The organism is Paracoccus sp. (in: a-proteobacteria), from assembly GCF_046289755.1.
Taxonomy (GTDB): Bacteria; Pseudomonadota; Alphaproteobacteria; order Rhodobacterales; family Rhodobacteraceae; genus Paracoccus.
Map to the genome: position 1 here is coordinate 51,872 of NZ_JBKBVD010000013.1, position 26,740 is coordinate 78,611.

Annotated in this window: 27 protein-coding genes; 4 read left to right on the forward strand and 23 right to left on the reverse strand. The window is 67.7% G+C overall.

All coding sequences use genetic code 11. From position 1 onward, the window contains the following. Nucleotides 1–4 precede the first annotated feature (4 nt). Nucleotides 5–1,381: an MATE family efflux transporter gene (locus ACK41U_RS07005; RefSeq protein ID WP_409677636.1), complete on the reverse strand. Its 1,377-nt coding sequence runs from the start codon at nucleotides 1,379–1,381 to the stop codon at nucleotides 5–7. 199 nt (nucleotides 1,382–1,580) lie between these two features. On the opposite strand from ACK41U_RS07005, the gene ACK41U_RS07010 reads away from it, so the two are divergent. The 3 genes from ACK41U_RS07010 to plsY are packed head-to-tail and all read left to right on the forward strand — an operon-like array spanning nucleotide 1,581 to nucleotide 4,398. Further along, nucleotides 1,581–2,540 (forward strand): aspartate carbamoyltransferase catalytic subunit, encoded by a 960-nt coding sequence (locus ACK41U_RS07010; RefSeq protein WP_409677638.1) that lies wholly within the window; start codon nucleotides 1,581–1,583, stop codon nucleotides 2,538–2,540. Next, nucleotides 2,540–3,820 carry a dihydroorotase gene (gene pyrC / locus ACK41U_RS07015; RefSeq protein WP_409677640.1) on the forward strand — a complete coding sequence of 427 codons (1,281 nt, stop codon included), beginning with the start codon at nucleotides 2,540–2,542 and terminating at the stop codon, nucleotides 3,818–3,820. Before ACK41U_RS07010 ends, pyrC begins: the two co-directional genes overlap by 1 nt. Further along, nucleotides 3,817–4,398 carry a glycerol-3-phosphate 1-O-acyltransferase PlsY gene (gene plsY / locus ACK41U_RS07020; protein ID WP_409677642.1) on the forward strand — a complete coding sequence of 194 codons (582 nt, stop codon included), beginning with the start codon at nucleotides 3,817–3,819 and terminating at the stop codon, nucleotides 4,396–4,398. Before pyrC ends, plsY begins: the two co-directional genes overlap by 4 nt. Before the next feature lie 3 nt (nucleotides 4,399–4,401). On the opposite strand, the gene ACK41U_RS07025 is transcribed toward plsY, so the two are convergent. From ACK41U_RS07025 to ACK41U_RS07110, 18 genes are all read right to left on the reverse strand, one after another. Beyond that, nucleotides 4,402–4,842, reverse strand: coding sequence for a hypothetical protein (locus ACK41U_RS07025; protein WP_409677644.1), 441 nt, complete (start codon nucleotides 4,840–4,842; stop codon nucleotides 4,402–4,404). A gap of 185 nt (nucleotides 4,843–5,027) precedes the next feature. Continuing rightward, a complete protein-coding gene (locus ACK41U_RS07030; protein WP_409677646.1) occupies nucleotides 5,028–6,398 on the reverse strand; it encodes a glutamate--cysteine ligase in 1,371 nt (456 codons plus the stop codon). A 70-nt stretch (nucleotides 6,399–6,468) separates the two neighbouring features. After that, nucleotides 6,469–6,975 (reverse strand): hypothetical protein, encoded by a 507-nt coding sequence (locus tag ACK41U_RS07035; RefSeq protein WP_409677648.1) that lies wholly within the window; start codon nucleotides 6,973–6,975, stop codon nucleotides 6,469–6,471. Then, nucleotides 6,972–7,808, reverse strand: coding sequence for a GNAT family N-acetyltransferase (locus ACK41U_RS07040; RefSeq protein WP_409677650.1), 837 nt, complete (start codon nucleotides 7,806–7,808; stop codon nucleotides 6,972–6,974). Before ACK41U_RS07040 ends, ACK41U_RS07035 begins: the two co-directional genes overlap by 4 nt. A gap of 40 nt (nucleotides 7,809–7,848) precedes the next feature. Continuing rightward, a complete protein-coding gene (locus ACK41U_RS07045; protein WP_409677652.1) occupies nucleotides 7,849–8,283 on the reverse strand; it encodes a molybdenum cofactor biosynthesis protein MoaE in 435 nt (144 codons plus the stop codon). After that, on the reverse strand, nucleotides 8,283–8,534 hold the full coding sequence (moaD, locus tag ACK41U_RS07050; RefSeq protein ID WP_409677654.1) for a molybdopterin converting factor subunit 1: 252 nt from the start codon (nucleotides 8,532–8,534) through the stop codon (nucleotides 8,283–8,285). The genes ACK41U_RS07045 and moaD overlap by 1 nt, the downstream gene beginning before the upstream one ends. Beyond that, on the reverse strand, nucleotides 8,524–9,156 hold the full coding sequence (gene pgsA / locus ACK41U_RS07055; protein ID WP_409677656.1) for a CDP-diacylglycerol--glycerol-3-phosphate 3-phosphatidyltransferase: 633 nt from the start codon (nucleotides 9,154–9,156) through the stop codon (nucleotides 8,524–8,526). Before pgsA ends, moaD begins: the two co-directional genes overlap by 11 nt. A gap of 123 nt (nucleotides 9,157–9,279) precedes the next feature. Beyond that, nucleotides 9,280–11,130, reverse strand: a complete 1,851-nt coding sequence (gene uvrC, locus ACK41U_RS07060) for an excinuclease ABC subunit UvrC (RefSeq protein WP_409677658.1) — start codon at nucleotides 11,128–11,130, stop codon at nucleotides 9,280–9,282. Nucleotides 11,131–11,430: 300 nt separating this feature from the next. Further along, a complete protein-coding gene (locus tag ACK41U_RS07065) occupies nucleotides 11,431–12,159 on the reverse strand; it encodes an SDR family oxidoreductase (RefSeq protein ID WP_409677725.1) in 729 nt (242 codons plus the stop codon). Between the two features lie 44 nt (nucleotides 12,160–12,203). Further along, nucleotides 12,204–13,130 (reverse strand): calcium/sodium antiporter, encoded by a 927-nt coding sequence (locus ACK41U_RS07070; RefSeq protein ID WP_409677661.1) that lies wholly within the window; start codon nucleotides 13,128–13,130, stop codon nucleotides 12,204–12,206. 105 nt (nucleotides 13,131–13,235) lie between these two features. Continuing rightward, complete coding sequence (locus ACK41U_RS07075; RefSeq protein ID WP_409677663.1) at nucleotides 13,236–14,045, reverse strand: S49 family peptidase; 810 nt, start codon at nucleotides 14,043–14,045, stop codon at nucleotides 13,236–13,238. A gap of 46 nt (nucleotides 14,046–14,091) precedes the next feature. Then, nucleotides 14,092–15,117, reverse strand: a complete 1,026-nt coding sequence (locus tag ACK41U_RS07080) for a LacI family DNA-binding transcriptional regulator (protein WP_409677665.1) — start codon at nucleotides 15,115–15,117, stop codon at nucleotides 14,092–14,094. Nucleotides 15,118–15,455: 338 nt separating this feature from the next. Then, nucleotides 15,456–16,673: a hypothetical protein gene (locus ACK41U_RS07085; protein WP_409677667.1), complete on the reverse strand. Its 1,218-nt coding sequence runs from the start codon at nucleotides 16,671–16,673 to the stop codon at nucleotides 15,456–15,458. A 221-nt stretch (nucleotides 16,674–16,894) separates the two neighbouring features. Then, nucleotides 16,895–18,025, reverse strand: coding sequence for a site-specific DNA-methyltransferase (locus tag ACK41U_RS07090; protein WP_409677669.1), 1,131 nt, complete (start codon nucleotides 18,023–18,025; stop codon nucleotides 16,895–16,897). A gap of 90 nt (nucleotides 18,026–18,115) precedes the next feature. Then, on the reverse strand, nucleotides 18,116–18,748 hold the full coding sequence (locus tag ACK41U_RS07095) for a ribonuclease HII (protein WP_409677671.1): 633 nt from the start codon (nucleotides 18,746–18,748) through the stop codon (nucleotides 18,116–18,118). After that, nucleotides 18,745–19,224, reverse strand: a complete 480-nt coding sequence (locus ACK41U_RS07100) for an ureidoglycolate lyase (protein WP_409677673.1) — start codon at nucleotides 19,222–19,224, stop codon at nucleotides 18,745–18,747. The genes ACK41U_RS07095 and ACK41U_RS07100 overlap by 4 nt, the downstream gene beginning before the upstream one ends. Before the next feature lie 10 nt (nucleotides 19,225–19,234). Further along, the gene (locus ACK41U_RS07105) at nucleotides 19,235–20,968 is read right to left on the reverse strand and encodes a glycosyl transferase family 90 (protein WP_409677675.1); all 1,734 of its coding nucleotides are present in this window, start codon (nucleotides 20,966–20,968) and stop codon (nucleotides 19,235–19,237) included. Beyond that, nucleotides 20,968–22,089 carry an MFS transporter gene (locus ACK41U_RS07110; protein ID WP_409677727.1) on the reverse strand — a complete coding sequence of 374 codons (1,122 nt, stop codon included), beginning with the start codon at nucleotides 22,087–22,089 and terminating at the stop codon, nucleotides 20,968–20,970. The genes ACK41U_RS07105 and ACK41U_RS07110 overlap by 1 nt, the downstream gene beginning before the upstream one ends. A 466-nt stretch (nucleotides 22,090–22,555) precedes the next feature. On the opposite strand from ACK41U_RS07110, the gene ACK41U_RS07115 reads away from it, so the two are divergent. Then, entirely contained in the window at nucleotides 22,556–23,224 is a 669-nt protein-coding gene (locus ACK41U_RS07115; RefSeq protein ID WP_409677677.1) for a GntR family transcriptional regulator, read from the forward strand. 44 nt (nucleotides 23,225–23,268) lie between these two features. Here ACK41U_RS07115 and ACK41U_RS07120 read toward each other — a convergent pair whose 3' ends face one another. Genes ACK41U_RS07120 through ACK41U_RS07135 form a run of 4 tightly spaced genes read right to left on the reverse strand, consistent with a single transcriptional unit; the run spans nucleotide 23,269 to nucleotide 26,736 of the window. Then, complete coding sequence (locus tag ACK41U_RS07120) at nucleotides 23,269–24,078, reverse strand: oxepin-CoA hydrolase, alternative type (RefSeq protein WP_409677680.1); 810 nt, start codon at nucleotides 24,076–24,078, stop codon at nucleotides 23,269–23,271. Continuing rightward, on the reverse strand, nucleotides 24,075–24,479 hold the full coding sequence (locus tag ACK41U_RS07125) for a PaaI family thioesterase (RefSeq protein ID WP_409677682.1): 405 nt from the start codon (nucleotides 24,477–24,479) through the stop codon (nucleotides 24,075–24,077). Before ACK41U_RS07125 ends, ACK41U_RS07120 begins: the two co-directional genes overlap by 4 nt. Before the next feature lie 59 nt (nucleotides 24,480–24,538). After that, nucleotides 24,539–25,354, reverse strand: coding sequence for an IclR family transcriptional regulator (locus tag ACK41U_RS07130; protein WP_409677683.1), 816 nt, complete (start codon nucleotides 25,352–25,354; stop codon nucleotides 24,539–24,541). Further along, nucleotides 25,354–26,736: a TRAP transporter large permease gene (locus ACK41U_RS07135; RefSeq protein ID WP_409677685.1), complete on the reverse strand. Its 1,383-nt coding sequence runs from the start codon at nucleotides 26,734–26,736 to the stop codon at nucleotides 25,354–25,356. The genes ACK41U_RS07130 and ACK41U_RS07135 overlap by 1 nt, the downstream gene beginning before the upstream one ends. Nucleotides 26,737–26,740: the final 4 nt, after the last annotated feature.

The following is a 26,740-nucleotide window of genomic DNA, read 5'->3' on the forward strand; positions in this document are numbered from 1 at the left end:
CAGGTTAGCCGCTGGCGGTGGCGCGGGTCCAGTCCCCGCGCGCATGGCCACGCCAGAAGCGGATCATCAGCAGGATCGCGGCGCAGGTCAGGCCGACGCACAGGCCCAGCCACAGCCCGCCGGGGCCAACGCCCAGGGGGAAGGCCAGCGCCCAGGCCACCGGCATGCCGACCACCCAATAGCTGAAGCCCGCGATCCACATCGGCACATTGGTGTCATGCACGCCGCGCAGAAAGCCCAGTGCGATCACCTGAAAGGCGTCGGTCAGTTGGAACAGTGCGGCAAACATCAGCAGGCTGGCGCCAAGCGTCACGATCACCGGCAGTTGCGGATCGGCCGGGTCCAGGAACATGCGCACCATCTGCCGGGCGAACAGCAGATAGATGGCGATGGCAATCATCGCAAACAGCAGCGACAGCCAGATCACCGTGATGGCGGCCTCGCGCATCCCGGCGCGGTCGCCGCGGCCCTTGGCCTGCCCCACCCGCACCGTGGCCGCGTTGGACAGGCCCAGATGCGCCATGAAGGTGACAGCGGTGATCTGCAGCGCGATCCCATGCGCGGCCAGTTCCACGGTTCCGATCCACCCCATCATCAGGTTCGAGGCGACGAACAACCCGCCCTCGGCCACCATGGTCAGGCCCACGGGCCAGCCGATCCGGGCGACCTGCGACATGGCCTGCCAGTCCGGGCGCCAGAAGCGCAGAAACAGGTGATAGCGCCGCGCCTTGGGCAGCCATTCGGCATAGGCGATCAACAGCACCAGCTGCGTGGCCTGCACGGTGACGCTGGCGATGGCCGCGCCCTGCACGCCCAGCTCGGGCGCGCCCAGATTGCCAAAGATCAGCACCCAGTTGAGAAACAGGTTCACCGGCAGCCCGGCCAGCGTGACCCACATCACGATCTGCGTCCGCTCCAGCGCGGCCAGATACGAGGCCAGCGTCACCTGCCACAGGATCAGCCCCAGCCCCCAGCCGGCGATGCGCAGATAGTCCTGCGCCAGCGCCGAGACGACCGGGGATTGCCCCAGCGCCAGCAGCACCGGCTCGGAAAACCACATCAGCGGCATGACCAGCAGCGCAAAGCCCGCCGACAGCCACAGCGCCATGCGCGCGCCGCGCCGCACCTCGGTCTCGCGCCCCGAGGCGACATGGGCCGCGATCAGCCCCATCAGCCCGGTGCCGAACCCCATGCCCAGAAAGAACAGGATGTGAAAGAACGAGGTCGCAATGACCAGCGCCGCCAGCGGCTCGACCCCGTACCAGCCGATCATCACCGTGTCGCCCACACCGATGGCCATGCGCGCCAGATGGCTGCCGATCAGCGGCAGACCCAGCGACAGCGTCGCGATCACATGAGGGCGATAACGTGTCCACCGCATGGTTTCGCCATATCCCGCCACCACAGATGCGGCAAGAGGGGCATTGCACGTCCTGCAACCCCTTCCGCCTGCATTGGTCCGGAAATATCCTCGGGGGGGCCGCCGGAACGGCGGCGGGGGCAGACAGCCCCCTTGCGACGCTTGCCGCACCCCCTGCCATCTGCGATAGATCGCCAACCCCTGAGCCAAGAGGCCACCCATGAGCTTTCGCGCCCGTCACCTGCTGGGCATCGACCATCTCAAACCCGATGAGATCGTGTCGCTGCTGGATCTGGCCGAGGATTACGTCGCCCTCAACCGGCGCACGGTCAAGCATTCCGATGTGCTGGCGGGGATGACCCAGATCAACATGTTCTTCGAGAACTCGACCCGCACGCAGGCCAGTTTCGAACTGGCGGGCAAGCGCCTCGGCGCCGATGTGATGAACATGGCGGTGTCGCAGTCCTCGGTGAAAAAGGGCGAGACGCTGATCGACACGGCGCTGACGCTGAACGCGATGCAGCCCGATCTGCTGGTCGTGCGCCACCCCCATTCCGGCGCCGTCAACCTGCTGGCCGAAAAGGTGAACTGCGCCGTCATCAATGCAGGCGACGGGCGGCACGAACATCCCACGCAGGCGCTGCTGGACGCGCTGACCATCCGCCGCGCCAAGGGGCGGCTGCACCGGCTGACCATCGCCATCTGCGGCGATATTGCCCATAGCCGGGTCGCGCGCTCGAACCTCATCCTGCTGGGCAAGATGGAAAACCGCATCCGCCTGATCGGCCCCGCCACCCTGATGCCCGCAGGCGTGGCGGATATGGGCGTCGAACTCTACGAGGACATGCGCGAGGGGCTGAAGGGCGCCGATGTCGTGATGATGCTGCGTCTGCAGAAGGAACGCATGGATGGCGGCTTCATCCCGTCAGAGCGCGAGTATTTCCACCGCTTCGGCCTCGATGCCGAAAAGCTGGCGCTTGCCGCACCTGACGCCATCGTCATGCATCCCGGCCCGATGAACCGGGGCGTGGAAATCGACGGCACCATCGCCGATGACATCAACCGCAGCGTCATTCAGGATCAGGTCGAGATGGGCGTCGCCGTCCGCATGGCCGCCCTCGATCTGCTGGCCCGCAACCTGCGCGCCACCCGTGGCCGCGCCGCCGCAGGAGAGGCATGATGGACCTGATCTTCCGCAACGCCCGCCTGATCGACCCCGAGGCGCAGACCGACACGCCCGGCAGCCTGCTGGTCCGCGATGGCCGCATCGCCGGACGCGGCGCCCCGGATGAACCCGCCCCCGAAGGTGCCACCATCATCGACTGCCGGGGCCGCGCGCTGGCGCCGGGCCTCATCGACTGGGGCGTCAAGATCGGCGAGCCGGGCGAGCGGCACAAGGAAAGTTTCCGCAGCGCCGGTCGCGCGGCGGCGGCGGGCGGCGTGACCACCCTCATCGCCCGCCCCGACACCGCGCCCCCGCTGGACACGCCCGAGGCGCTGGAATTCGTCGCCCGCCGCGCCGCCGACGCGCAGGTCAACATCCGCCACATGGCGGCGCTGACCAAATCCCGCGAGGGCCGCGAGATGGTCGAGATCGGCTTTCTGACCGATCTGGGCGCCGTCGCCTTCACCGATGGCGTGCGCGTCGTGCGCGACACCAAGCTGCTGGCCCGCTGCATGACCTATGCGCGCGGCCTTGATGCGCTGATCCTGGGCCACCCGCAGGACCCGGGCCTGTCAGCAGGTGCTGCCGCCACCTCGGGCAAGTTCGCCTCGCTCTACGGCATCCCCGCCGTCTCACCCATGGCCGAGGTGATGGGTCTCGATCGCGATCTGGCGCTGGTCGCGATGACCCGCTGCCGCTGGCATGCCGATCAGGTCACCACGGCGGCCAGCCTGCCCGCGCTGGCCCGCGCCCGCGCGGCGGGGCTGGATGTGACGGCGGGCATCTCGATCCACCACCTGACCCTGAACGAGCTGGATGTCGGCGATTACCGCACGTTTTTCCGCTTTACCCCGCCCCTGCGGTCGGAAGAGGACCGGCAGGCCATGGTGCAGGCGGTGGGCGACGGGCTGATCGACGTGATCGCCAGCTTCCACACGCCGCAGGACGAGGAAAGCAAACGCCTGCCCTTCGAGGCGGCAGCCCCCGGCGCGGTGGGCCTCCAGACCCTGCTGCCCGCGGCGCTGCGGCTCTATCATCAGGGCGGTCTCAGCCTGCCGCAGCTGTTCCGCGCCATGTCGCTGAACCCGGCGCGCCGCCTGAACCTGCCCGCCGGGCGCCTGTCCGAGGGTGCGCCTGCCGATCTGGTGCTGCTCGACCCCGACGCGCCCTTTGTGCTGGACCGCTTTGCGCTGCTGTCCAAATCGAAGAACACCCCCTTTGACGGCGCCCGGATGCAGGGCCGGGTGCTGGGCACCTGGATCGCCGGCCTGCGCGTTTTCGGAGACCCCGCATGAGCCTGATCCTCTGGACCCTCGCCGGCTATCTTCTGGGCTCGGTGCCCTTCGGCCTTGTGATCGCCCGCGCGCTGGGGCTGGGCGATCTGCGTCAGATCGGCTCGGGCAATATCGGCGCGACCAATGTGCTGCGCACCGGCAACAAGCCCGCAGCCCTGGCCACGCTGCTGCTGGACAGCGGCAAGGGCGCCATCGCGGTGCTGCTGGCGCGGCATTTCGGCGGCGAAACGGCGGCGATCCTGGCGGGCGGCGCGGCCTTTCTGGGCCATTGCTTCCCGGTCTGGCTGGGCTTTCGGGGCGGCAAGGGCGTGGCGACCTTTCTGGGCACGCTGATCGCACTCAACTGGCCGCTTGGCCTGATCGCCTGCGCGACATGGGCGCTGACGGCACTGATCGCCCGCATCAGCAGCCTCAGCGCGCTTCTGGCAGCGGCGCTGGCCCCGGTCTTTGCCTGGGGGCTGGGCCGGACCGACATCGCGGCGGTGGCCGCTTTCATGGCGGTGCTGATCTTCCTGCGCCACCGCACGAATATCAGCCGCCTGCTGGCCGGAACCGAGCCGCGCATCGGCCGCAAATAGCCCTCAGCGTTCGGCCACCAGCACCCGGCCGGGCCGGGCCGGACGGGGCGGCACATCGACGGCTTCACGCAGCGCAGTGGGGCTGAACGGCCCCTGCATCTCGGCCTGCACATCGCTCTCGGGCATCGGCGCGGGCACCGGCGCCGCTGCGCGACCCGAGGCTGCCTGCCCCGCCATCTGCTGCAACGCCATCCGCTGCCCCGCCATCTGCTGCAACGCCTCGGCCCCCCGCCGCGCCGAGACCGCAACCGAGATCGCCGCAAGACACGCCCCCGACAGCAGGATCAGCAACACCGCGCCCGCAACGCCGGCCAGCAGCGGCAAGGGCGGCACCCCTTCGGCCCGCTGCACCATCACGACGACCGCCGCAATCAGCGCCCCAAGCCCCAGCACGAAGACCGCACCCACCAGCCGACCAATCCAGACCATCACATCACCACGCATGAACTGCCCCCAATCCTTTTGACCGGAGGTGCCACCACCATCGCACCAGATCAACCCATCGCCATGCCGAAGCCGCTCACCTTCGCGTGCACCGACGCCACCACGGCCTCTTCTTCACACAAATATCCTCGGGGGGTCCGGGGGGCGAAGCGCCCCCGGCTGTCGCGGGACGCAACCGGGCACCGTCAGTAGGAATACTCGTCATAGATCCGGCTCAGATCACCGCCCCATTCGCCGCGATACTTGTCCAGCAACTCGTCCGAGGGCACCTTGCCGCTGTCCACGCTTTCGCGCAGCGCGTTCAGGAAATGCGTCTCATCCGGCACCAGCCCGCCGCTGCCGGGCCTGCCCCGTGCCTTCAGCCCGGCCTCGGCAATCGCCAGAACCTCGCGCGCCAGATCGTGCATCCGCACGCCCCCGGCCTCGGCCTGCAACCCGTCGCGGCCCGCGGCCACGCGCAGCCCCTCGCGGGTCTCGGCATCCCAGCCCTTGACCAGATCCCAGGCCGCATCCAGCGCGCCCTGATCATAGGTCAGCCCGACCCACAAGGCGGGCAGCGCGCACAGCCTGCGCCACGGCCCGCCATCGGCACCGCGCATCTCGATATATTTCTTGACCCGCGCCTCGGGGAAGACCGTCGTCATGTGATCGGCCCAGTCCGACAGGGTCGGCACCTCGCCGGGCAGGGCAGGCAGACGACCGTTCAGGAAATCCCGAAAGCTCTGCCCCAGGGCGTCGATATATTTCCCGTCGCGATAGACGAAATACATCGGCACATCGAGGATATAGTCCACCCACCGCTCGTATCCGAAGCCGTCCTCGAACACGAAGGGCAGCATGCCGGTGCGCGCCGCATCCAGATTCTGCCAGATATGCGCGCGCCACGACTTCATGCCATTGGGCTTGCCATCCAGAAAGGGCGAGTTCGCAAACAGCGCCGTGGCCACCGGCTGCAGGGCCAGCGCCACGCGCATCTTCTGAACCATATCGGCCTCGGAGCCGAAATCGAGATTCACCTGCACGGTGCAGGTCCGGTACATCATCTGCGTGCCAAGCGTGCCCACCCGGCCCATGTAATCGGTCATCAGCCGGTAGCGCCCCTTGGGCATCATCGGCATGTCGCCCTGCCCCCAGATCGGCGCCGCACCCAGCCCGATAAAGCCCGCGCCGATGTCATGGGCCACGGCCTCGACCTCGGCCAGATGGCTGTTCACCTCATCACAGGTCTGGTGGATCGTCTCCAGCGGCGCGCCGGACAGTTCCAGCTGCCCGCCCGGTTCCAGACTGACATTGGCGCCGTCGCGTTCCAGCCCGATCAGCTTGCCCGCCTCATGCACGGGCGTCCAGTTAAAGCGGTCGCGCAGCCCCTCCAGCATCGCCGTGACCGACACGGCACCCTCATAGGGCAGCGGCATCTTGCGGGCGTCGTCATAGCCGAATTTCTCGTGCTCGGTGCCGATGCGCCATTGATCCTTCGGCTTTTCACCGCTGGCGATATAGGCGGCCAACTGGTCACGATGCTCGATGGGGCCGCCGCCCTGCTGGGGAATTGACATGGAAAGCTGGCCTTATGTGATCGTTCGGTCGGTCACAGGTGGCAAGCGTGCGGGGCCAAGTCAAGGCGCCTCAGTCACGCCTCAGCCAAACGGTGCGCATCGCGGCCCCGCCATCGGCCACCGCCGACAGCGCCTCGGATGCCGTGCCCAGATCCAGACCCGGCAGCGCGGTAAAGGCATCGGCCAGTGCGGCGGCGCCCGCCGCCTCGACCGGGATCAGCAGCGCCTCGCCCCCGATGGAGCGCAGCCGCCAGCAGGCCCGCCCGCTGACCCGCAGCAGGCGGATTTCCGCCAGATCGCGCAGCGGCATCTCGGCCCCCGGCGTCTCGGCCCCGAAATAGCGGATGGCGCCCTCGACGATCTCGACCACGCCCTGCGCCGCGACAGCGCGCCGGAAGGCCAGCCTGCGCCGCGCGCCCATCGCCAGAACCGCGCCGGTCACCGCCACGGCCCCGCCCAGCAGCGCCAGAAACCAGCCACCGCGAAACCCCAGCCACAGCCCCCCCGCGACCACCGCCAGACAGGCCAGAAGCTCGGCATGGACCGCCAGCCAGCGGCGGATCTCCGGGCGGATCATGGCGCGATCCCTATTGGCGAGGGCAGAACCACCATGCGCATATGGCCCGCAGGCTGGAACCCGATGGCGCGATAGGCCCGCTCGGCCACAGGGCTGGCGGCAAACAGAAAGGCGCGCCCGGCCCCCTGCGCGCGCAGTTCGGCCAGATGCAGCGCCACCGCCGCCCGCGCCAGCCCCTGCCCGCGCAGGTCGGGCGGCGTATAGACCCCGCCCACCTGCACGCAGCCCCCCGCCCGCGCATTCAGCCCGCTCAGCGCCACCGGACGCCCGCCCCGCCACAGCAGCCGCAGCCCGTCCTCGGCCAGCCACAGCGGCAGTTCGGCCCGCGCCGCCGTCCGCGCCTCGGCGGGGGTTTCGGCCACGGTCTCGACCCGGTAGGCGGCCCGCCAGCCGGTCAGCAGCTCCATCTCGGCAGCAGCAACGGGGCGCAGTTCCAGCCCCTCCTGCGCCGGCATGCGCAGATCGGACAGGGGCAGCGCAAAGCACGGCTCGGTCCGGTCGAGGCGCGGGGGCGGCAGGTCCAGCCGCGACAGGCAGGCCGCGACCTGCGCCGAGGCGCCATTGATCCCCAGCACCTCATGACCGGCCAGGACCTGCGGCAGAGCCGCCCAATCCCCGGAACCTGCCTCACGCATCTGCGGCATCAGGATGCCCGCAACGGTCAATCCGACAAAGGCAGTGCGCTCCGCATTGGCCCACAGATGCACCGAGCGCGGCGCGCCCGGGGCCAGCCCATAGCGGGCGAGGTTCGATTGCAGAAAGACCGGCCCCTCGGCCACCCGATCAAGGGCAGCGATCGCCGCAGGCAGGTCCGACGCATCGACCGGGATCATCAGAGGCAACCGGGCATGGGTATCTGGGCAACAAAGAAATCTACCATCGGGCCAGCGCATCCTCGTCGCTGTCTTTGGCCGTAACCCATCGGGTCCGGCCATCCCGGGCGATTTCGCGCTTCCAGAACGGGGCGCGGGATTTCAGCCAGTCCATCAGGTAATCGGCGGCGTCAAAGGCGGCCCGGCGGTGGCGGGCGGCGGTGGCGACCATCATGATCGGCTGGCCCACGTCCAGACGGCCATGGCGATGCACGATCCGCCAGCCGGTCAGGCCAAAGCGGCGCACCGCCTCGCGGCCGTAATCGCTCAGCGCGCGTTCGGTCATGCCGGGATAATGCTCGATCTCCAGCGCGGCAAGGCTGCCGGTGTCATCGCGCACGATGCCGGTAAAGCTGACCACCGCGCCCGCGCCCCGGTCCAGACCGGCAAGCTCGGCCGTCAGGTCAAAGGGCTGAGGCTGGACCCGCGCGGCCATCAGCCACCGGTCATCGGCGGGAAAATGGCGATCTCGCGGGCGGCGCCGATCGGGGCGTCAAGATCGGCGAATTGCTGGTCGATCGCGCAGCGCAGCGCGCCCGTATCGGCAAAGGCCGCCGCATGCCCTTCGGACCGGGCAGTCAGTTCCGACAGCAGCGCACGCACGGTGGGCGCCTCGGTCCGGACCGTCTCGCGCGGCTGGCCCACGCGCTCGCGCACCCAGGCGAAATACAGCAGATCAACCGTCATCGCGCGTCTCTTTCAGATGCGGCAGCGCCTTGCGGAAGTAATCCCAGCCGGTGATCGCCGTCAGCGCGGCGGCCAGCCAGATCAGCACCAGCCCGGCATGGGTGGCCATCGCCGACCAGCTTCCCGACCAGACCAGCCCGGTCTCGCCCACGCGCGGCGGGCGGCCATGTTCCACATAGGTCAGCCCGGTGCCCAGAAACAGCACCGCAATGGCCACCATCTGACAGGTCGTCTTCCACTTGGCGAGGCTGGTCACCTTCAGGCTGCGCGAGCGGTCGCCCAGGAACTCGCGCAGGCCCGACACGAAGACCTCGCGGAACAGAATGATCGTCACCGGCAGGATCAGCCAGGGGTTCATCCCCGAATAGCCGGTGATCACCACCAGCGCGATCACCACCATCGCCTTGTCGGCAATCGGGTCCATGGCGGCGCCAAAGCGGCTTTCCTGATTCCAGGCCCGCGCCAGATAGCCGTCGAACCAGTCGGTGACCGCCGCCAGCAAGAACAGCGTCAGCGCCGCCCAATCCGCCCAGGGGCGATGAAAATACAGAAACATCAGCGGCACGCCGGGCGCCGCCAGCAGCCGCATGAGGGTCAGTGTGTTGGGCAGGTTCCAGCGCATGGCCGCACGCTAGCCCCTGCAACGACCATTGGAAAGAGGCCGCGTCGAAAAGACCGGCCCCCCGCGCCCTGCTTTGGTCCCGAAATATCCCGGGGGTCCGGGGGCTGGCCCCCGGCGCCCGCCTCAGTCCCGCGTGTTGAAATGGTCGTGCACCTTCTGCGCCATCGCAGCCGAGATCCCCGGCGCGGCCAGCAGATCCGCCAGACCCGCGCGGCTGACCGCCTTGGCGCTGCCGAAATGCGCCAGCAGCGCGCGCTTGCGGGCCGCGCCGATGCCCGCAATCTCATCCAGCGGGTTCGCCATGACCGCCTTGGCGCGCTTGGCGCGGTGGGTGCCGATGGCCCACCTGTGCGCCTCATCGCGCAGGCGCTGCACGAAATACAGCACCGGGTCGTTCATCCGCAGGGCAAAGGGGCGCGTGCCGGGGCGGTGGAACTCCTCCTTGCCATGGTCGCGGTCCTGACCCTTGGCGACGCCGATCATCGGGATGTCCTCGACCCCCATCTCGACCATGATCCCGGCCACCGCCGAGACCTGACCGGCGCCGCCGTCGATCAGCAGCAGGTCGGGCCAGGCCTCGGTCTGGCGGTCGGGGTCGTCCTTCAGCAGCCGGGCAAAGCGGCGGGTCAGCACCTCTTTCATCATGCCGAAATCGTCGCCCGGCGTGATCTCGGTGCCCTTGATGTTGAACTTGCGATACTGGCTCTTGATCCAGCCCTCGGGGCCCGCCACGATCATGCCGCCCACCGCATTGGTGCCCATGATATGGCTGTTGTCATAGACCTCGATCCGGCGCGGGGGGCTGGGCAGCCCGAACGCCTCGGCCAGACCCTCCAGCAGGCGCAGCTGCGTGGCGCTTTCGGCCATGCGGCGGGCCAGGCTTTCGCGGGCATTGCGCAGCGCATTCGTCACCAGATCGCTTTTCTCGCCGCGTTGAGGCACCAGAACCTCGACCTTGCGGCGGGCGCGCTCCGACAGGATCTCGGCGGTCAGGTCGGGGTCTTCGGGCGGGTGCGACAGCAGGATCTGACGCGGCGGCGGCTTGTCGTCGTAGAACTGCAACAGGAACGCCTGCATCACCTCGTCGGGGCTCTCGGCGCCGCCCAGCCGGGGGTAGAAATCGCGGTTGCCCCAGCTCTGGTTCGCGCGGATAAAGAACACCTGCACGCAGGCCTGCCCGCCCTCCATGTGCAGCGCGACGATGTCGGCCTCGGCCACACCCTTGGGGTTGATCGCCTGCACCGATTGCACGGCGGTCAGCGCCTTGATGCGGTCGCGCAGGGCGGCGGCGCGCTCGTATTCCATGTTCCCGGCGGCGCGCCCCATCTCGGCGGCCAGATCCGACTGGATCGTCGTGGTCTTGCCCTGCAGGAACCGCTCGGCGTCATTCACCAGCGCGGCATAGTCGGGCTCGCTGATCCGGCCCACGCAGGGGGCGCTGCAGCGCTTGATCTGGAACAGCAGGCAGGGGCGGGTGCGGGATTCAAACACGCTGTCGGTGCAGTTGCGCAGCAGGAACACCCGCTGCAGCTGGGTCAGCGTGCGGTTGACCGCGCCGGCGCTTGCAAAGGGGCCGTAATATTCGCCCTGTTCCGATTTCGCGCCGCGATGCTTCTTGATCTGGGGATAGGCGTGGGACTTGGCCACCAGAATGTTCGGGAACGACTTGTCGTCGCGCAGCAGCACGTTGTAGCGGGGTTTCAGCTGCTTGATCAGGTTCTGCTCCAGCAGCAGCGCCTCGGTCTCGGTGTTGGTGGTCAGGAACATCATGCTGGCCGTCTCGCGGATCATCCGCGCGATGCGGCCCGAATGCCCCGAGGGGCGGGCATAGTTGGACACCCGCGCCCGCAGATCGCGCGCCTTGCCGACGTAAAGCACCGCCTGCTGCGCATCCAGCATGCGATAGACGCCGGGACTGTTGTCCAGCGTGCGAAGGTAATCCTGAATGAGGGCGTGGCCGGTTTTCTGGGTCATGGCGTCAGAGTGGTGATTCTGCCCCCTCGCTGCAAGTTCCGGGGGCCGAGTGCAAGACAGAAGCTGTCCACGGAATCTGTGGATAATTCTGTGGGTGGCCTGTGAGGCAGTACTCTGCAGGCCAGCAAACGTTAAGGTTTCATGAACATGCCTGCATTTTAAGCATTATTATATCCCTTTGATTTTCCAATATTATTTCTTTTGGCGGAAAGGCGCCTGCGGAAAACTTAGATAAAACCGTTACATCCGGGGCAGTCTGCTGTCACAAGCGCCGACAGGGGACAAGATGCCGCGTTTTGTCTATTCTATTCCCAGCACGTCAGGCGTCTGCCAGCAAAGATGCTGGCCACCGTCCACGCAGATCAGTTGCCCGGTCACGGCCCGCGCCTCCAGCAGATAGCCAAGCGCCTGCGTGATCCCCTGCGGATCGGCGCCGCGCTGCAGAATGGTCGCGGCGCGCTGTGCGGCAAAGTGGTCCGGGCTTTGGCGGGCGCCGATCATCGTCGGGCCGGGGCCGATGGCATTGACCCGCACGGCGGGCGCCAGCGCCTGCGCGGCGGTACGGGTCAGCGACCACAGCGCCGCCTTGGCCAGCGAATAGGTCATGAATTCGGGCGTCGGTTTCAGCACCCGCTGATCGACCATATTGACGACCAGCGCCTGCGCCTGCGGCTCGTCATTCTCGTCGCGTGCCGCTTCGGGCGCCTGCGCGGCAAAGGCCTGGATCAGCTGGAACGGCGCCCGCAGGTTCGAGCCGATATGCCGGTCCCAGCCCGCCATGGTGGCGCTGTGGATCGTGTCATGCTCGAAGATCGAGGCGTTGTTGACCAGCACCGTCAGCGGCCCCATCGCCGCCGCCACCTGCGGGATCAGCGCGGCGGTCGCGGCCTCGTCCAGCAGATCGGCCTGAAACGCCTGCGCCCGCACGCCCATGGCCCGTGCCTCGGCGGCGGTCGCCTGTGCCTCGTCCCGCGAGCCCGAATAGTGGATGGCCACGTCATAGCCACGACCGGCCAGAGACAGCGCCATCGCCCGGCCAAGGCGCCTTGCGGCGCCGGTGACCAGTGCCACGCTCACAGCAGCACCCAGACATAGGCGCCATAGGCCGCGACCATGGCCCCGCCCGCGACGCGCCCGATGGTGATGCCCCGGAACAGGAACGGCGCCAGCAGGGCCGAGGTGGCCAGCATCACCCACAGGTCCAGCTGCATCATCTGCGGCGGGATCGGCAGCGGCGCCACCAGCGCGGTGATGCCCAGAATCGACAGGATATTGAAGATGTTCGAGCCGACGACATTGCCAAGCGCCATGTCCGAGCGCCCGCGCAGCGCCGCCGCGACCGAGGCCGCCAGCTCGGGCAGCGAGGTGCCCACGGCGACCAGCGTCAGCCCGATCACCACCTCGGTCACGCCAAAGGCGCGGGCAATGTCGGTGGCGCCGCGCACCAGCAGATCGGCGCCCAGAGGCAGCAGGACCAGCCCCAGCCCCAGCCACATCAGGATGCGGCCCCAGTTGGCGCCCAGCTGCGCGCCTTCGATCTCGTCCACGTCACCGGCGCGGGCGGTGCTCAGTTGCCGCCACAGGATCAGGGCCAGCGCGGCCAGCAGCGCCAGCCCCTCGACCGCATCCAGCGTGCCGGTGAAGGCCAGCCCGATCAGCAGCACCGAGGCCGCCATCATCATGCCCCAGCTTTCGCGCAGGTCATGGCCGCGCGTGACAATGGGCTGGAACAGGGCCGCGACCCCCAGAATGACCAGCACATTCGCGATGTTCGAGCCGACGACATTGCCAAGCGCAATATCCGTCACCCCGCGCCACGCCGCCGACAGCGACACGATCAGCTCGGGCGCCGAGGTGCCAAAGGCCACCACGGTCAGCCCCACCACCAGCGGCGCGATGCCCAGCCGCAGCGACAGGTTCACCGCGCCCTTGACCAGCAGGTCGCCCCCGAAGACCAGCAGGGCGAGACCCGCCAGCACCAACACGATGTCAACGATCACGACGACCGATCCCCAGATATTTGACAAGCGCCCGGCGGAAGGCCGGGCCACGCAGCAAGGCCATGACCACCATGACCAGCAGGAAGATGAGGACGACGCGGACGCTCATCCGCGGGCGCCAAAGCGTTGAAACGCCGCGCGATCCTCGGCGGCGTCGATCAGCGTCTCGGCGGACAGGCCCAGACGGCGGAACAGGGGGCGGCGCATCGTGTGGACATCGAACCGGGTCTTGTCGCCGTAAAGGGCGCGCATCTTTGGCACCAGATGGGCGATGCCATCGGCCAGCCCCAGTTCGACCGACTGACGGCCCGCCCAGAATTCGCCGGTGAACAGGTCGCGGCCAGCCGCCAGCCGCGACCCGCGCCGGGCGGTGACGTGATCCTTGAACGCCTGATGGATCGGCTCCAGAATCGCATGCAGCCGGGCCACGTCTTCGGGCGATTGCGGGCGGAACGGGTCCAGCGTCGATTTCGAGGCGCCCGCAGTATGGACCCGCCGCTCGATCCCCCATTTGTCGATCAGCTCGTGGAATCCGAAGCCCGCCGAGATCACCCCGACCGACCCGAGGATCGAACTGTCATCGGCCCAGATCTGATCCGCCGCGCAGGCCAGCCAATAGCCGCCCGAGGCCGCGACATCCTCGACAAAGGCATGGACGGGGATCTCGGTCTCATCCGCAAGCCGCCGGATGCGCGCCGCGATCAGCGAGGATTGCACCGGCGAGCCGCCGGGCGAGTTGATCGCCAGCGCCACGGCCACGGGCTTGCCCCGGCGAAAGGCGCGCTGGATCAGCGGCGCCAGGGCGGCATCGTTCAGCCCCCCGCCGCGACCCGAGCCGCCGATGGTGCCATTGAGGCGGATGACCGCGACGCGGGGGCGGCTGGGGATCAGGCGGGAGATGACCGGTATACGCATGTGCCACATCTAGGCGCCCGCCCTGCCGGGAACAAGGTGGCGCGTTTCAGGCCGGGTTTTCGCGGATCGTGTCGCCCGGAATAAAGGTCGGCGTCAGCGCGATCATGCCGCTTTCGGGGCGGCTGTCCTTGCCCGCCACCAGCCGCGCCGCGCGGCGCCCGACATCGACCCGGCGCGCATCCGTGGTGGCCAGCCGCACCGGCAGACCGTCCAGCAGATCGACGCCGTTGAACCCCGCCAGCCCAAGACGGTTCGGAATGTCATAGCCCTTGTCCAGACAGTAAAGCAGCCCCCCTGCCCCGATCATGTCGTTGGAAAAGTACAGAAAATCCAGATCGGGCGCGCGGGTCAGGATGCGTTCGGTCAGCTCGCGCCCCTTCAGCAGCGACGATCCGCCCTGATAATATTCGCGCGCCTCAAGCTGCACGCCCGCCGCCGCCAGCCCGTCCTCGAAGCCCGACAGGCGTTTGCGGGCGCGGTGATCCTCGGGCATATGGGTGCCCACGAAACCGATGCGGCGATAGCCTGCGGCCAGAATGCGCGCGGCCATTTCGCGGCCCGCGCGGATATGCGAGATGCCGACGCGGGTGTCGATTCCGTCGCCGTCGACATCCATGATCTCGACCACCGGAATGCCCGAATTGACCAGCATCGCGCGCGAGGCCTTGCTGTGTTCCAGCCCCGCCAGAATGACGCCCGAGGGGCGCCAGGACAGCATGTCGTACAGCACCATTTCCTCGCGCGCGGGGGAATAGTTGGTGACGCCGATCACGGGTTGCAGGCCGGTATCGTCCAGTTCCGCCGAGATGCCGCCCAGCACGTCGGGAAAGACCAGATTGGACAGCGAGGGGATCACCACGGCGACCAGATTAACGCGCTGAGAGGCCAACCCGCCCGCGATCTTGTTTGGCACATATCCCAATGCCTTGGCGGCGGTCAGCACCTTTTCGCGGGTGGCCGCCGACACGTCGCCCCGGTTGCGCAGCACGCGGCTGACGGTCATTTCCGAGACGCCCGACGCCTCGGACACATCACGCAGGGTCAGGGGGCGGCGGGTTCTGTTGGGGATCATCTGGGGGCCGGGGCAAGGTCTGTCATCCGTGAATGTTAGCGGAGGTCAGAGGCGACCACAACGTGAACGCGCAGGGTTGTGCAACAGGGCGTTGCACCAGCGTGCGTTGCGCGGAGTCCGGGTGGCGGGGGCGGGCGCCGAAAGGCCAGCAAATGCTGGGTTTTTGGCCTCACCGGGCGTGCACAGAGGCGGCACAGGGCGTGCACAGGGTGTACACTGGTTTTTGGGTGGGGGAGGGGTTGGAAAGTGAACCCGCCACCGACACTTGCGCTTATCACAGCGAGTGCAGCAACACTCGCGTCGTCAAACCCATAGTCAACATATACCCGTCACTAGTTCTAAGTCACTTGATAGATGCGCTCCGCCAATTCACGAACATCATCTGGTGTTTTCGCTTCAAGCTCCTTGAGATACTCAATGAAGGCTTCGGGGTCGCTAAGTGAGAATATTTCTGCCTTGTAGCTCAAGTCAGAGGCAAGGGGTTCCTCTGCGAGGATGGCAGCACATTTTTTGTCGACAAACAAAGCATCAACGTAAGGTGCATAGGTCGAAATCGTATTCACGTCGTTTATCAAGCCACGGTCTATAACCTTCTTATCGCCCATTGCAACGCGCCTTGCCACAGCCGCAAAAAAATAGGCAGAAATGCGGTGATACGGAACTTCACGCAATCTTTGCCAGCTCCAGAAATCCATAATTTTCTGCATCCGACCACTTTCTTCTACGCCACGAGCCTCAAGCATCCCAAAAAGTTCTCGATATTCTCTGGCTATTTTTCTGCCGGAAACTTCCAAAATAGCCATTGGATCATTCAGATTAGGACTCAAGGCATCCCGCGCCCAACGATACATCTCTTCTCTTTTTGTCAAAAAAATAGACGCAAATTCGTTTTCCAGCAAGTCTTTGAATTTTATTTTTCTCTCTACCCAAACCTGCGACAGACCTTGCATGGCCAAATATGACTCGGCACGCACTCGACGCGCATCCTCGGCGAACTGACCAATATCCATGCGAACGTCAATGTGCATGTCCTGCAGCCACTCGTTGTGTCTGCTGTCTGTCACTTCATCGAGATCGAACGACAGGACTGGCTCCTTCCCGTCAAAAAAGGCTTCTGCGAAGGCCATTTCTTGTGAAAGCACGACGTTTAGCTGATCGCTCAGACGCACGTCTCCCCCAAAAAACTCATAGAGCCCACGTAGATTCATAGAACTGTGAAAGGCCATAGTTTCTTTTTGATGAATATCCGAGTGGGGGAGGAATATTTGCTGCAACAGGACGCATCTTCGCAATAGAAAGTAAACTTCCTTGGCGAACGCTTCATGGCCTAAGGGAAGGTTTCCATGATTTTTTACGTTATATATTAAGCTAAACATGAACTGGTCCAAATACACCGCCTTCTTATCTAAATCAGGCAGGTATATTTCCACAGCACGTTGACACTTAGTGCAGCGTTTTCTGAGTGTATCGCCGCCAGCTGATAGAACGCCCATCGCGCTTTCTCCGCACCCGGCGCACCGTTCAAATAGGCCGCGCTCCAAAGTGAATCTGTTCATTATTTATATGTCCTAACACCGAGCAAGCACCAGCCCCGTACATAACCGTTCAGAATGACTTAGTCATGGCCGTTGAGGGGACGATTCTAGGCATCGCAGACGTTTGAATTTTTCTCAGTCAATCCCCCAACCAAAAAACCCCGCCATGCGGACATGGCGAGGCAGGTGGTCCCGGCGTTGCAGGCTTCCGGGACTGGCGAAACGGATCAGTTCGGGCGCGATCAATTCGGCCGGGGGGCGTCGCTTTCCAGCTCGGCGCGGATCTGCTGGCGCAGGATGTCCAGCGGGATCATCTTGCCCTCGCGCCGGAAATGCCAGTAGGTCCAGCCGTTGCAGGAGGGGGCGCCCTCTAATGCCGCGCCGACCTGATGGATCGAGCCCTTGACGTCATTGCCGATCAGCGAGCCGTCGGCGCGGACCTTGGCCTTGTGGCGGTTGCCGATGGAGAACAGCTCTTCGCCGGGGCGCAGCATGCCGCGCTCGATCACCTGACCGAAGGGGATGCGGACCTCGGCGCGCTTGGCGCGGGTGGTGGCGATGGCGTCGGCGTCAAAGCGGCGGACGCGGGACAGGCGGCGGGTGGCGACCTCTCGGTAAGCCTCTTCGCGCTCGATGCCGATATAGTCGCGGCCCAGCATTTTCGCGACGGCGCCGGTGGTGCCGGTGCCAAAGAACGGGTCGAGCACGACATCGCCGGGATTGGTGGTGCCGACGATCACGCGGTGCAGCAGCGATTCGGGTTTCTGGGTCGGGTGGGCCTTGTCGCCCGCCGCGTCTTTCAGCCGCTCGCCGCCGTTGCAGATCGGCAGCACCCAGTCGCTGCGCATCTGAATGCCCTCATTCAGGGATTTCAGCGCCTCGTAGTTGAAGGTGTATTTCGAGGTCTCGGATTTGGCGGCCCAGATCAGCGTCTCATGCGCGTTGGTCAGGCGCTTGCCGCGGAAATTGGGCATCGGGTTCGATTTGCGCCAGATCACGTCGTTCATGATCCAGAAGCCCTGATTCTGCAGCTCGGCCCCCACGCGGAAGATGTTGTGATAGCTGCCGATCACCCAGATGGCGCCGTTGGGTTTCAGCAGACGGCGGGCGGCGGCCAGCCAGTCGCGGGTAAAGGCGTCATAGGTGGCAAAGCTGGTGAACTGGTCCCAGTGGTCATCGACCGCATCGACGCGGGAATTGTCGGGCCGGTGCAGATCGCCCTTGAGCTGGAGGTTATAGGGCGGGTCGGCAAAGATCAGGTCCACGCTGCCCTCGGGCAGGCTGTTCATCACGTCGATGCAATCGCCGCCGAGGATCTGATTCAGCGGTAATGGCCGCGCGATGGCCGCGCGCTGGTCTTTGGTTTTCGTCATGCTCTGCCTCTGGGGAAAGCCGGCTTTGTGCCGGTCTGGTATGCCCTAAAGATGAGTCAGACATGATTCGGCGTCAATTTCTTTTTTGAATCAATCACTTGGCAAAGGGGCTTTACACAAGATATTGTGGATGGGTGCGAAAGAGCGCCTATGATGTGGGGTGACCCCCAGATCTAGCAGGGCCTGTTTATGCGCCGGGCTGGGGTAACCGGCGTTGCGGTCCCAGCCATATCCGGGGTGCTGTTGCGCCAAATCCACCATGATGCGGTCGCGCCACAGTTTGGCCAGCACCGAGGCCGCCGCGATCGACAGGCTGCGGGCGTCGCCTTTGACGATCGCCTCGCCGGGGCAGTCCAGATCGCGGGGCAGCAGATTGCCGTCGATCAGCGCGATGCAGGGGCGCTGGCGCAGCCCGGCCAGCGCGCGGCACATGGCCAGATGGCTGGCGCGCAGGATGTTGAGGCTGTCGATCTCGGCCACCGAGGCATGGGCCACGGACCAGTCGGCATGGGCGGTGATCCAGTCGGCCAGCGCCGCGCGCCGTCCGGGGGTCAGCTTCTTGCTGTCGTTGAGGCCGGGGGGCAGGGGCAGGTCGGGCAGGATCACCGCCGCCGCCGTGACCGGACCGGCAAGGGGGCCGCGCCCGGCCTCGTCGACACCGGCGATCAGGCGGAAGCCACGGGCGCGGGCGGCGTCCTCAAAAGACAGGTCGGGCAGGGTCATGCGGTGATGCGGACGGGGGGGATGCGGACCTCTTGCAGGTTCACGCCGTCCCCTTCGCGGTCGATGACCAGAAAATCGGCGGGGCGGTCGAGCGGGGTCAGGACGCCGTGCCAGACGCCCGCGCGCAGGTTCACGCCCACGCCTGCGGGGACCAGAAAGGCGCGCGGGGTGCCGGGATGGCCGCCCGCATCGGGGGCCACGACCGACAGCCACGGGTCGGCGCCCATCGGCATGAAGGCCTGCGAGCCAAGCGGGTGACGCTCCAGCAGGTCGCAGTCATAGGGCAGGCTGACCGGGGCGCTGCGGAAGATCGAGATGATCGCCTCGCCGCCCGTGCGCTCGACGGTGGCCAGCGCGTGATGGCGTTCGCAGCGGCCCGCATTGATCAGGCGGTCGGGCGCGGATTTCGGGGTCAGCACCTCGCCAAAGGGGGCGAAGGCTGCGGCGGTCAGCGGGGTGATGCGGATCGTTGTCATGGCGTCGTGTTTAGCGCGCCCCGGCGATGCCGTCGAGGATCAGACGCATCAGCGCGGGCCGCGCGGCGGGGTCGCGCAGATGGGCGGCCTCGGCGCGGGCGCGGCGCGAGATGGCGCGGCATTCGGCGGGATGGGCGCGGGCCCATGCCAGCTTGTCCTCGATGTCGGTCAGATAGCGGGCGACGGGGATGTAATGCTCCCACGGGCGGAAGCGTCCGGAATAAAAGACCTGCCAGCCGTCCTCCTCGGCCAGCAGGACCGCGCGGCTGTCGAGGCCGGAGATGAAGTTCGAGCCGTGGTCATAGCCGCTCATGCAGAGCTGATAGCGGAAGCGGTGAAAGAAGCCGCGATCCTCGCGCGGGCGGCAATAGGGGGCCAGCAGCGGATGCTGCGCGACATCGCGGAAGGCCCAGCCCATCACCGCGCCGAGGTCGAAATCGGGGTGGTCGATATAGCGGCGCAGGACGTGCAGGCGGTTGGTGCGGCACAGGCCATCCCATGCGGCCTCGCGCGCGCGTGCGTCCGTGGCCCCGGCCAGACGGGTCAGCCAGACATGGGCGGCGGGGCCGGGCTTGACGCCCTCGCGCATCTCGGACCCGGACATCATGCCGCGCCAGACGAGGCGGTCGATCTTGGCGTCAAAGGGGATCTGGTCGGGCGTCGCCGAAGGATCAAAGCCGGGCAGGCCGATGCTGTGCTGGTCGGGCAAGGGCCACAGCACCGCATTGCGCGCCCCTGCCCGGCGGTTGTGACACAGAACCGGCTGATCGACGGGATCGCCCTGCGGGCTGCCCATCCAGCGGCTGTCCTCCATGTCGATCCAGAGAGAGTCGCGGCGGCCAAGGCGCAGGATGTCGTTGATGACGCCCTCGGCGCGGATCAGCTTGAAATGGCGGCCATCGCGGGCAAGTGCCAGCGGGTGGGGGGCCAGCGGGTGTGGGGGCTGCGGGGCCGGGTCGGCAAAGACCGCGAATTGCCGCGGCGCGCCGTCGCGGTCGGTGACGGGGGCCTGCCCCGCCGCGACCTGCCCGGCCCAGTGACAGGCGAGGTTCGACAGGCCCGTCATCCGGTCACCGCCGGGGGCCAGCCCGCGCAGGCAGAACTGCGCCACATCCTCGGCCCAGCCCGGCGGGGCGGGATCGGGGCGCGGGAGGGGCGGCGGCGGCGGCGGCGCAGGCAGGGACCAGCCGCCCATGGGCAGGACCGGCAGATCGACCAGGGGCGCCAGCCGCGCGGCCAGATCGGCGGGGCTTTCGCGGTCCAGATCCAGCCGGATCAGGCGCGGGTCGTCGCCGAAATGCGCCGCGACCGCGTCCTGATGCGCCTGCCAGTCCCGCGCCCAGATCGCAGGCAGATCCTCGGTTTCCACGCCCGGATGATGCGCATAGGCGCGCGCGGCCCGGCCCTGATCGCGGATCATCCGGTGCCGGGTCCAGTCCGCCACCCGCCGCGTGGTCAGCAGAAACCGCGCGTCCGGAAAGTGGCGGGCCAGCAGGGCAAAGCAGCGCCACCCCTCCAGCGGCGGGCGCCAGTGGGGGGTCAGGCGATAGAGGCCGGAGACCAGCCGCGCCTTGCGCCATGGGGCCAGCAGCGGCGCGTCGCGGGCAGAGGCATAGAGGATGTCGGCGGCCAGACGCCCGCCCTCGTGACAGGCGACCTCATGGCCGTTGGCGCGGAAGATCTGCGCGATCTGAACCTCGGCGCAGCAGTCGGGGCTGATATGAAAAAGACGCGGCCCGGCCATCAGCCGCCGATCAGCGCGCGCCGGCGCGGCAGCAGGATGGTCAGCAGGCCCAGCAGCGGCAGCCAGGCGGTCAGGTGGAACACCGCCTCGATCCCCTGCCTGTCGGCCAGCACGCCCAGGGCCGCCGCCGCGATCCCGCCCATGCCGAACGAGAACCCGAAGAACAGCCCCGCGATCATGCCGGTGCGGCCCGGCACCAGTTCCTGCGCAAAGACCACGATGGCCGGGAAGGCCGAGGCCATGATCAGCCCGATCACGGCGGCCAGCGCGCCGGTCCCCACCAGCCCGGCATGGGGCAGCAGCAGCGTAAAGGGCAGCACGCCGAGGATGCTGACCCAGATCACCGCCAGCGGCCCGATCCGGTCGCCCAGCAGCCCGCCCAGCATCACGCCTGCCGCCATGCCGCCCAGAAACAGGAACAGCATGATCTGCGCGCCCTGCATGCCAAGGCCGAATGTCTCGATGGTGTAAAAGGTGAAATAGCTGGTCATCGCCGCCGCGTAGATGTTCTTGGTAAAGGTCAGGATCGCCAGAACCGTGATCGCGCGCAAGACGGTCGCGCGCGGCAGCAGCAGGCGCCGGTCCTGCGGGCGGGCGGCGGCGGCGCGGCGGCGGGTCTCGGCCCAGCTGCCCACATGCCACAGCAGCGCGCCGCCAAGGGCTGCGGCCACCGCGAACCACGCCACCGCCGGGCGCCCCAGCGGCACCACGATGAAGGCGGCCAGCAGCGGCCCCAGCGACTGGCCGAAATTGCCGCCCAGCTGGAACATCGACTGCGCCGTGCCAAAGCGCCCGCCCGAAGCCAGCCGCGCCACGCGCGAGCTTTCGGGATGGAACACCGCCGAGCCAAGGCCGATCAGCATCGCCCCCGCGAGCAGCATCGGATAATGCGGCGCGAAGGCCAGCAGCAGCACGCCCGCAAAGGTCGAGGCCATGCCGAAGGGCAGCGAACGCGGCTGCGGGTGGCGGTCGGTCGCCGCCCCGATCAGCGGCTGCAGCAGCGAGGCGGTGACCTGAAAGGCAAAGGTCAGAATGCCGATCTGCGCATAGGTCAGCTGGAATTCGGCCTGCAGCAGCGGATAGATCGCCGCCAGCATCGACTGCATCACGTCATTGACCATATGGCACAGGCTGATCGCCGTCAGAATGCCCCACGAGGTGACCGCAACAGGCGAAACCGCCCCGGTCGTGGCCCCCGGACTGGTCCCCGTACCGGTCCCCGGACTGGTCCCCGTGATCTGCGTTTCTGTCTGCGCCATGATGCCCCCGCCCCGCAACGGATCTGACTTAGCGCGCAGGCGTGGAACCGGAAAGCCGGAAATTGCACAGCGCGCAAAGCGGCTGCCGAAAGATCAGGCAGAGCGACTGCCCGGAGCACCGGCAGAACACGCCCGCGAGGTTGACCCGACGGAAAGGCGCCTTCCGCTAACCCTTTGGATAGTCGTCGTGCAGGGTGGCCGCCGCTATGTATGCCCAATGAACAAAAACTCAACATCTCCGTCTGACGTCAGGCCAGCGCCGCCACAGCTTGCATTGGTTCCGGCCGGGGCTGCGCCGCGCCGACGTCGTCTGAATACATGGCAATCGGTGCGGGCCGAGGTATTGGGCCGCATCCGCTCGGGGCTGTGGGGGCCGGGAACGATGATCCCGACCGAACACGAGCTGGCACTGGAACTGGGCTGTGCGCGGGCGACCGTGAACCGGGCATTGCGGGAACTGGCCGATAACGGCATCCTTCAGCGCCGCCGCAAGGTGGGCACGCGGGTCACCGCGCGCGCCACCCGCCGGTCCTGGCTGGAGCTGCCCTCGATCCGCGAAGAGATCGAGGCGCGGGGGGCTGCGATGGAGTACCGGCTGTCCGATTTCCGCCTCTGCCCGGCGCCCGCGCCGGTGCAACAGGCGCTGCAGACCGAGGATGGCGCCAGGCTGGCGCAGATCACCACGGTCTATCTGTCGGATGGCGTGCCGCATTGCTGCGAGGTGATCTGGCTGACGCCCTCGACCCTGCCGGATTTTGACCGCGCCACGTTCGAGGCCGATCCGCCGCATGAATGGCTGGCCCGCAGCGTTCCGGTGACCGAGGCGCGGTTCTCGATCCTGGCCGAAAGTGCGACCGAGCCGTTCAGCGAGGCGCTGTCGGTGCCCGATCACGCCGCGCTTCTGACGATCGAGCGCACCAATCTGCTGGATGAGGCCCCCGTCTCATATGCCCGCCAGTTCTATGCCCCCGGTCACCGGCTGGCGCTGAGCGACTGATCCTGCTGGCCGCCTGCCCTGTTGGCAGGGGCGGCGGGCGGCGGTCAGACCCCTTCGCGCAGCCGCCGGAAATCGGGGGCGCGCCTGGCCAGAAAGGCGCTGATTCCCTCGGAGGCTTCGGGGGCGGCCAGCGCCTCGGCCATGGCGTCACGCTCGGCCGTCAGCTGCGCCTCGAAGGCCGCGGCGCGCCAGCCGGTCAGCAGCCGCTTGATCGCAGCCTGTGCATCGGCGGGGCCCTGGGCCAGCCGGTCGGCCAGCGCCATGGCGGCCATGATCGCCTCGCCCGGATCGGTCACTTCGTTGATCAGCCCCAGCGCGTGCAGGCGGTCGGCGCCCACCGGCAGGCCGGTCAGCGCCATTTCGGCGGCCATCTGCGGCGGCAGGCCCGCCCCCAGCGCCGCCGTCAGCCCGCCATCGGGCACGAGGCCCGCATTGACATAGGCCGCCGTAAAGCGCGCATCGCGCCCGGCAATCACCATGTCGCAGGCCAGCGCCAGCGACAGGCCCGCGCCCGCCGCGCCGCCTTCGACCACGGCAATCACCGGGCGGGGGCAATGCACGATGGCGCGGATCAGGTCGTTCAGCGCCTCGATCCGGGCGCGGCGCTGATCCTCGTCCATCTGCTGGGCGGTGATCAGCGTGTTCAGATCGCCGCCCGCGCAGAAGAAATCGCCCTCGCCCATCACGATCACGGCGCCGATGCGCGGCTCTTCTGCGGCCATGCGCAGGGCCTCGTGCAGCCCCTCGTAGAATTCGGGGGTCAGCGCGTTGCGGCGGGCGGCATTGCGGTTCTCGACCACGAGGCGGTCGCCCAGATCGCTGATCTCGCAATGGGGGTTGTTCAGGGCGGTCATGTCGGCTCCTTGCGGGTCTTGCGGAACACGCCGGTCGCGGTGGCGATCAGCGTGCCGTCCTGATGACGCAAGACGCCCTCGATGAACAGGGTGCTGCGGCCGCCGCCGGTGATGCGGCCCGTGGCCTCGATCCGGCCGGGGCGGCCCGGCGCCAGATAGTTCACGGTCAGCGACAGGGTGGTGAACGGATGGCGCCCGGAAGGATCGACGGTCAGGCTGCCGGTGGCGCCCATGGCGCTGTCCAGCAGGGTCGCGGACAGCCCGCCATGCAGGATGCCCTGCCGGTTCAGGTGCCGGTCGTCCAGATCCAGCAGCGCACGCGCGCATCCGTCGCCCTGCCCGACATCCAGCACATAGCCGATCAGGCGCTGGGTTCCGGTCTCATTCTCGATCAGGGTCATGCGGGTTCCTTTCGTGCAGGCCTTGGTACAGGCAGGGGGGCGCAGGCAGGGGGGCATTGTCACGCATCCGGCTGGTCGCGGCGGGGGTCGGCCCAGACGGGGCTGGCCCCGGCGCCGGTCAGACGGTGCAGAGCGGCCACCGCATCGCACAGCCGGGGGCCGGTTTCGGGATCAGCCCCCCCGCCGGCACCTGCGGCGCAGGTGAAGGCGGCAGGCCCCGCCAGCCGGGCGCTGCGGAACGGCACCGACACGCCCGCCAGCCCCGGCAGGCGGGCCTGCGCCATCACATAGCCCTGCGCAGCCAGTTGCCCGCGCGCCCCGTCGCGCAGCGCCGTCAGCGGCGTGCCGTCGCGCGCCGGGTCGGGGCGGTCGGCCAGCAGGCGCGCGAATTCGGCCCCGGTGCTGGCGCCCAGCACCGCCAGCCCCGAGGCCGACCCCGCCAGCGGCAGCCGTTGCCCGATCTCCGGCCCGACCGCCGCCGCCCGCGCGGGCCGCCAGACGCGCATCACCGCCAGCTTGTCGCGGTCGCGCAGCGCGAACAGCACCGGCGCGCCCGTCTCATCCGCCAATGCCTGCATCATCTCCTGCGCGGGCTCCAGAAAGGACAGCCCGGCCTGCGCCACATGGCCCAGGGCCATCAGCGTCGGCCCAAGGCGATAGCGGTCATGCCGCTGCGGCTGCGTCAGATAACCCAGCGACCCAAGCGTGAAGGTCAGCCGCGACACGGTGGATTTCGGCAGGCCCGTGCGCTCGGCGATCTGGGCATTGCTCAGCCCGTCATCGCTGGTGCGGAAGGCGCGCAGCACCGACAGCCCGCGCGCCAGCGTGGTGGCAAAGGCGCGGTCGCTTTCAAAGCCGGGGCGCCGGGCGGCCATCACATCAACCCCGGCAACAGCAGCGAAATCAGCGGAAACAGGATCAGCAGCGCCAGAACCAGCAGATCGGCGAACAGGAACCGCCAGACCCCCGCAAAGATCGTGTCGATGCGGACGCTGCGGGTCACATTGCTGACGACAAAGACGTTCAGCCCCACCGGCGGCGTGATCAGCCCGATCTCCAGCAGCTTGACGGTGACGACGCCGAACCAGATCAGGCTCAGCCCGTATCCCTCGACCAGCGGCGCCATCAGGGGCAGCGTCAGCACCAGAATGCCGATCGGCTCCAGAAACATGCCCAGCACGATAAAGATCAGCACCACGCACAGCATCATCACGCCAAAGGACAGACCGGCGCCCTGCACCCAGCCCGCCACGGCGCCCGCCGCCCCGCTCAGCGCCACGAAGCTGACAAAGACCGCCGCCGCCGCCGCGATCAGGACCAGCCCCGCCGTCTGCATCAGCGTCTCGCGGATCGCGCGCCACAGCACGTCCGGGGCAAGGCGGCCCTGCGCGAAGCCGATGGCGATGGTCAGCACCACGCAGACCGCCGCCGCCCCCGTCGCGGTCAGCAGGCCGCCCCAGATGCCGCCGACGATCACCGCAAACAGCAGCACGGCGGGCCAGACGGCCAGCGCGGCCTCGGCCCGGCTGGCGCTGTCAGCCTCGCCCGCCGGTGCGGCGCCGGGGTCCTGGATGACCCACCAGCCGATCACCAGCAGCATTCCGGCCAGCGACAGCAGGCCCGGCAGGATGCCCGCCAGAAACAGCGGCCCGACCGGGGTGCCGGTGAAGATCCCATAGAGGATGAACAGGACCGAGGGCGGGATCAGCGCCCCCAGCGTGCCGCCCACCGCCACCGATGAGGTGGCCAGCCGCGGGTCATAGCCCAGGCGCAGCATCTCGGGGACGCAGATGCGGCCCATGGTCGAGGCGCAGGCGATGGATGACCCCGAAATGGCCGAAAACCCGCCGCAGCCCAGAACCGAGGCCATGGCCAGCCCGCCCGGCACCGGCCGCAGCCAGATGGCGGCGGCGTCATAAATCCGCGTGGTGATGCCGGTATAGAACGCGATATTCCCCAGCATCACAACCAGAGGCAGAACCCACAGATCCGCGCCGGTGACCAGACCCGCCACGGCCGAGGCCATATCGGCGGCGGTCTGGCTCAGCACCCCCGCCAGCGGCGCGGTCGGCGCCCCGATCGCGCCCCCCGCGTCACCGCCTGCCGCGTCACCGCCTGCCGCGTCACCGCCCGCCGCATGGACCAGAAAAATGCCGATACCGGCGACACTTGCCAGCGCGGCGGCCACCGGAATGCGCAGCGCCAGCAGGATCACAGTCACCACAAGGGCCGTCAGTCCGATCGTCACCGGCTCCATCAGC

Coding starts and splice junctions, on each gene's coding strand:
- ACK41U_RS07005 (WP_409677636.1), bottom strand. CDS start 1,381: ATGCGGTGGACACGTTATCGCCCTCATGTGATCGCGACGCTGTCGCTG.
- ACK41U_RS07010 (WP_409677638.1), top strand. CDS start 1,581: ATGAGCTTTCGCGCCCGTCACCTGCTGGGCATCGACCATCTCAAACCC.
- pyrC (WP_409677640.1), top strand. CDS start 2,540: ATGGACCTGATCTTCCGCAACGCCCGCCTGATCGACCCCGAGGCGCAG.
- plsY (WP_409677642.1), top strand. CDS start 3,817: ATGAGCCTGATCCTCTGGACCCTCGCCGGCTATCTTCTGGGCTCGGTG.
- ACK41U_RS07025 (WP_409677644.1), bottom strand. CDS start 4,842: ATGCGTGGTGATGTGATGGTCTGGATTGGTCGGCTGGTGGGTGCGGTC.
- ACK41U_RS07030 (WP_409677646.1), bottom strand. CDS start 6,398: ATGTCAATTCCCCAGCAGGGCGGCGGCCCCATCGAGCATCGTGACCAG.
- ACK41U_RS07035 (WP_409677648.1), bottom strand. CDS start 6,975: ATGATCCGCCCGGAGATCCGCCGCTGGCTGGCGGTCCATGCCGAGCTT.
- ACK41U_RS07040 (WP_409677650.1), bottom strand. CDS start 7,808: ATGATCCCGGTCGATGCGTCGGACCTGCCTGCGGCGATCGCTGCCCTT.
- ACK41U_RS07045 (WP_409677652.1), bottom strand. CDS start 8,283: ATGGCCGCGCGGGTCCAGCCTCAGCCCTTTGACCTGACGGCCGAGCTT.
- moaD (WP_409677654.1), bottom strand. CDS start 8,534: ATGACGGTTGATCTGCTGTATTTCGCCTGGGTGCGCGAGCGCGTGGGC.
- pgsA (WP_409677656.1), bottom strand. CDS start 9,156: ATGCGCTGGAACCTGCCCAACACACTGACCCTCATGCGGCTGCTGGCG.
- uvrC (WP_409677658.1), bottom strand. CDS start 11,130: ATGACCCAGAAAACCGGCCACGCCCTCATTCAGGATTACCTTCGCACG.
- ACK41U_RS07065 (WP_409677725.1), bottom strand. CDS start 12,159: ATGGCGCTGTCTCTGGCCGGTCGTGGCTATGACGTGGCCATCCACTAT.
- ACK41U_RS07075 (WP_409677663.1), bottom strand. CDS start 14,045: ATGCGTATACCGGTCATCTCCCGCCTGATCCCCAGCCGCCCCCGCGTC.
- ACK41U_RS07080 (WP_409677665.1), bottom strand. CDS start 15,117: ATGATCCCCAACAGAACCCGCCGCCCCCTGACCCTGCGTGATGTGTCC.
- ACK41U_RS07085 (WP_409677667.1), bottom strand. CDS start 16,673: ATGAACAGATTCACTTTGGAGCGCGGCCTATTTGAACGGTGCGCCGGG.
- ACK41U_RS07090 (WP_409677669.1), bottom strand. CDS start 18,025: ATGACGAAAACCAAAGACCAGCGCGCGGCCATCGCGCGGCCATTACCG.
- ACK41U_RS07095 (WP_409677671.1), bottom strand. CDS start 18,748: ATGACCCTGCCCGACCTGTCTTTTGAGGACGCCGCCCGCGCCCGTGGC.
- ACK41U_RS07100 (WP_409677673.1), bottom strand. CDS start 19,224: ATGACAACGATCCGCATCACCCCGCTGACCGCCGCAGCCTTCGCCCCC.
- ACK41U_RS07105 (WP_409677675.1), bottom strand. CDS start 20,968: ATGGCCGGGCCGCGTCTTTTTCATATCAGCCCCGACTGCTGCGCCGAG.
- ACK41U_RS07110 (WP_409677727.1), bottom strand. CDS start 22,089: ATGGTCAATGACGTGATGCAGTCGATGCTGGCGGCGATCTATCCGCTG.
- ACK41U_RS07120 (WP_409677680.1), bottom strand. CDS start 24,078: ATGACCGCCCTGAACAACCCCCATTGCGAGATCAGCGATCTGGGCGAC.
- ACK41U_RS07125 (WP_409677682.1), bottom strand. CDS start 24,479: ATGACCCTGATCGAGAATGAGACCGGAACCCAGCGCCTGATCGGCTAT.
- ACK41U_RS07130 (WP_409677683.1), bottom strand. CDS start 25,354: ATGGCCGCCCGGCGCCCCGGCTTTGAAAGCGACCGCGCCTTTGCCACC.
- ACK41U_RS07135 (WP_409677685.1), bottom strand. CDS start 26,736: ATGGAGCCGGTGACGATCGGACTGACGGCCCTTGTGGTGACTGTGATC.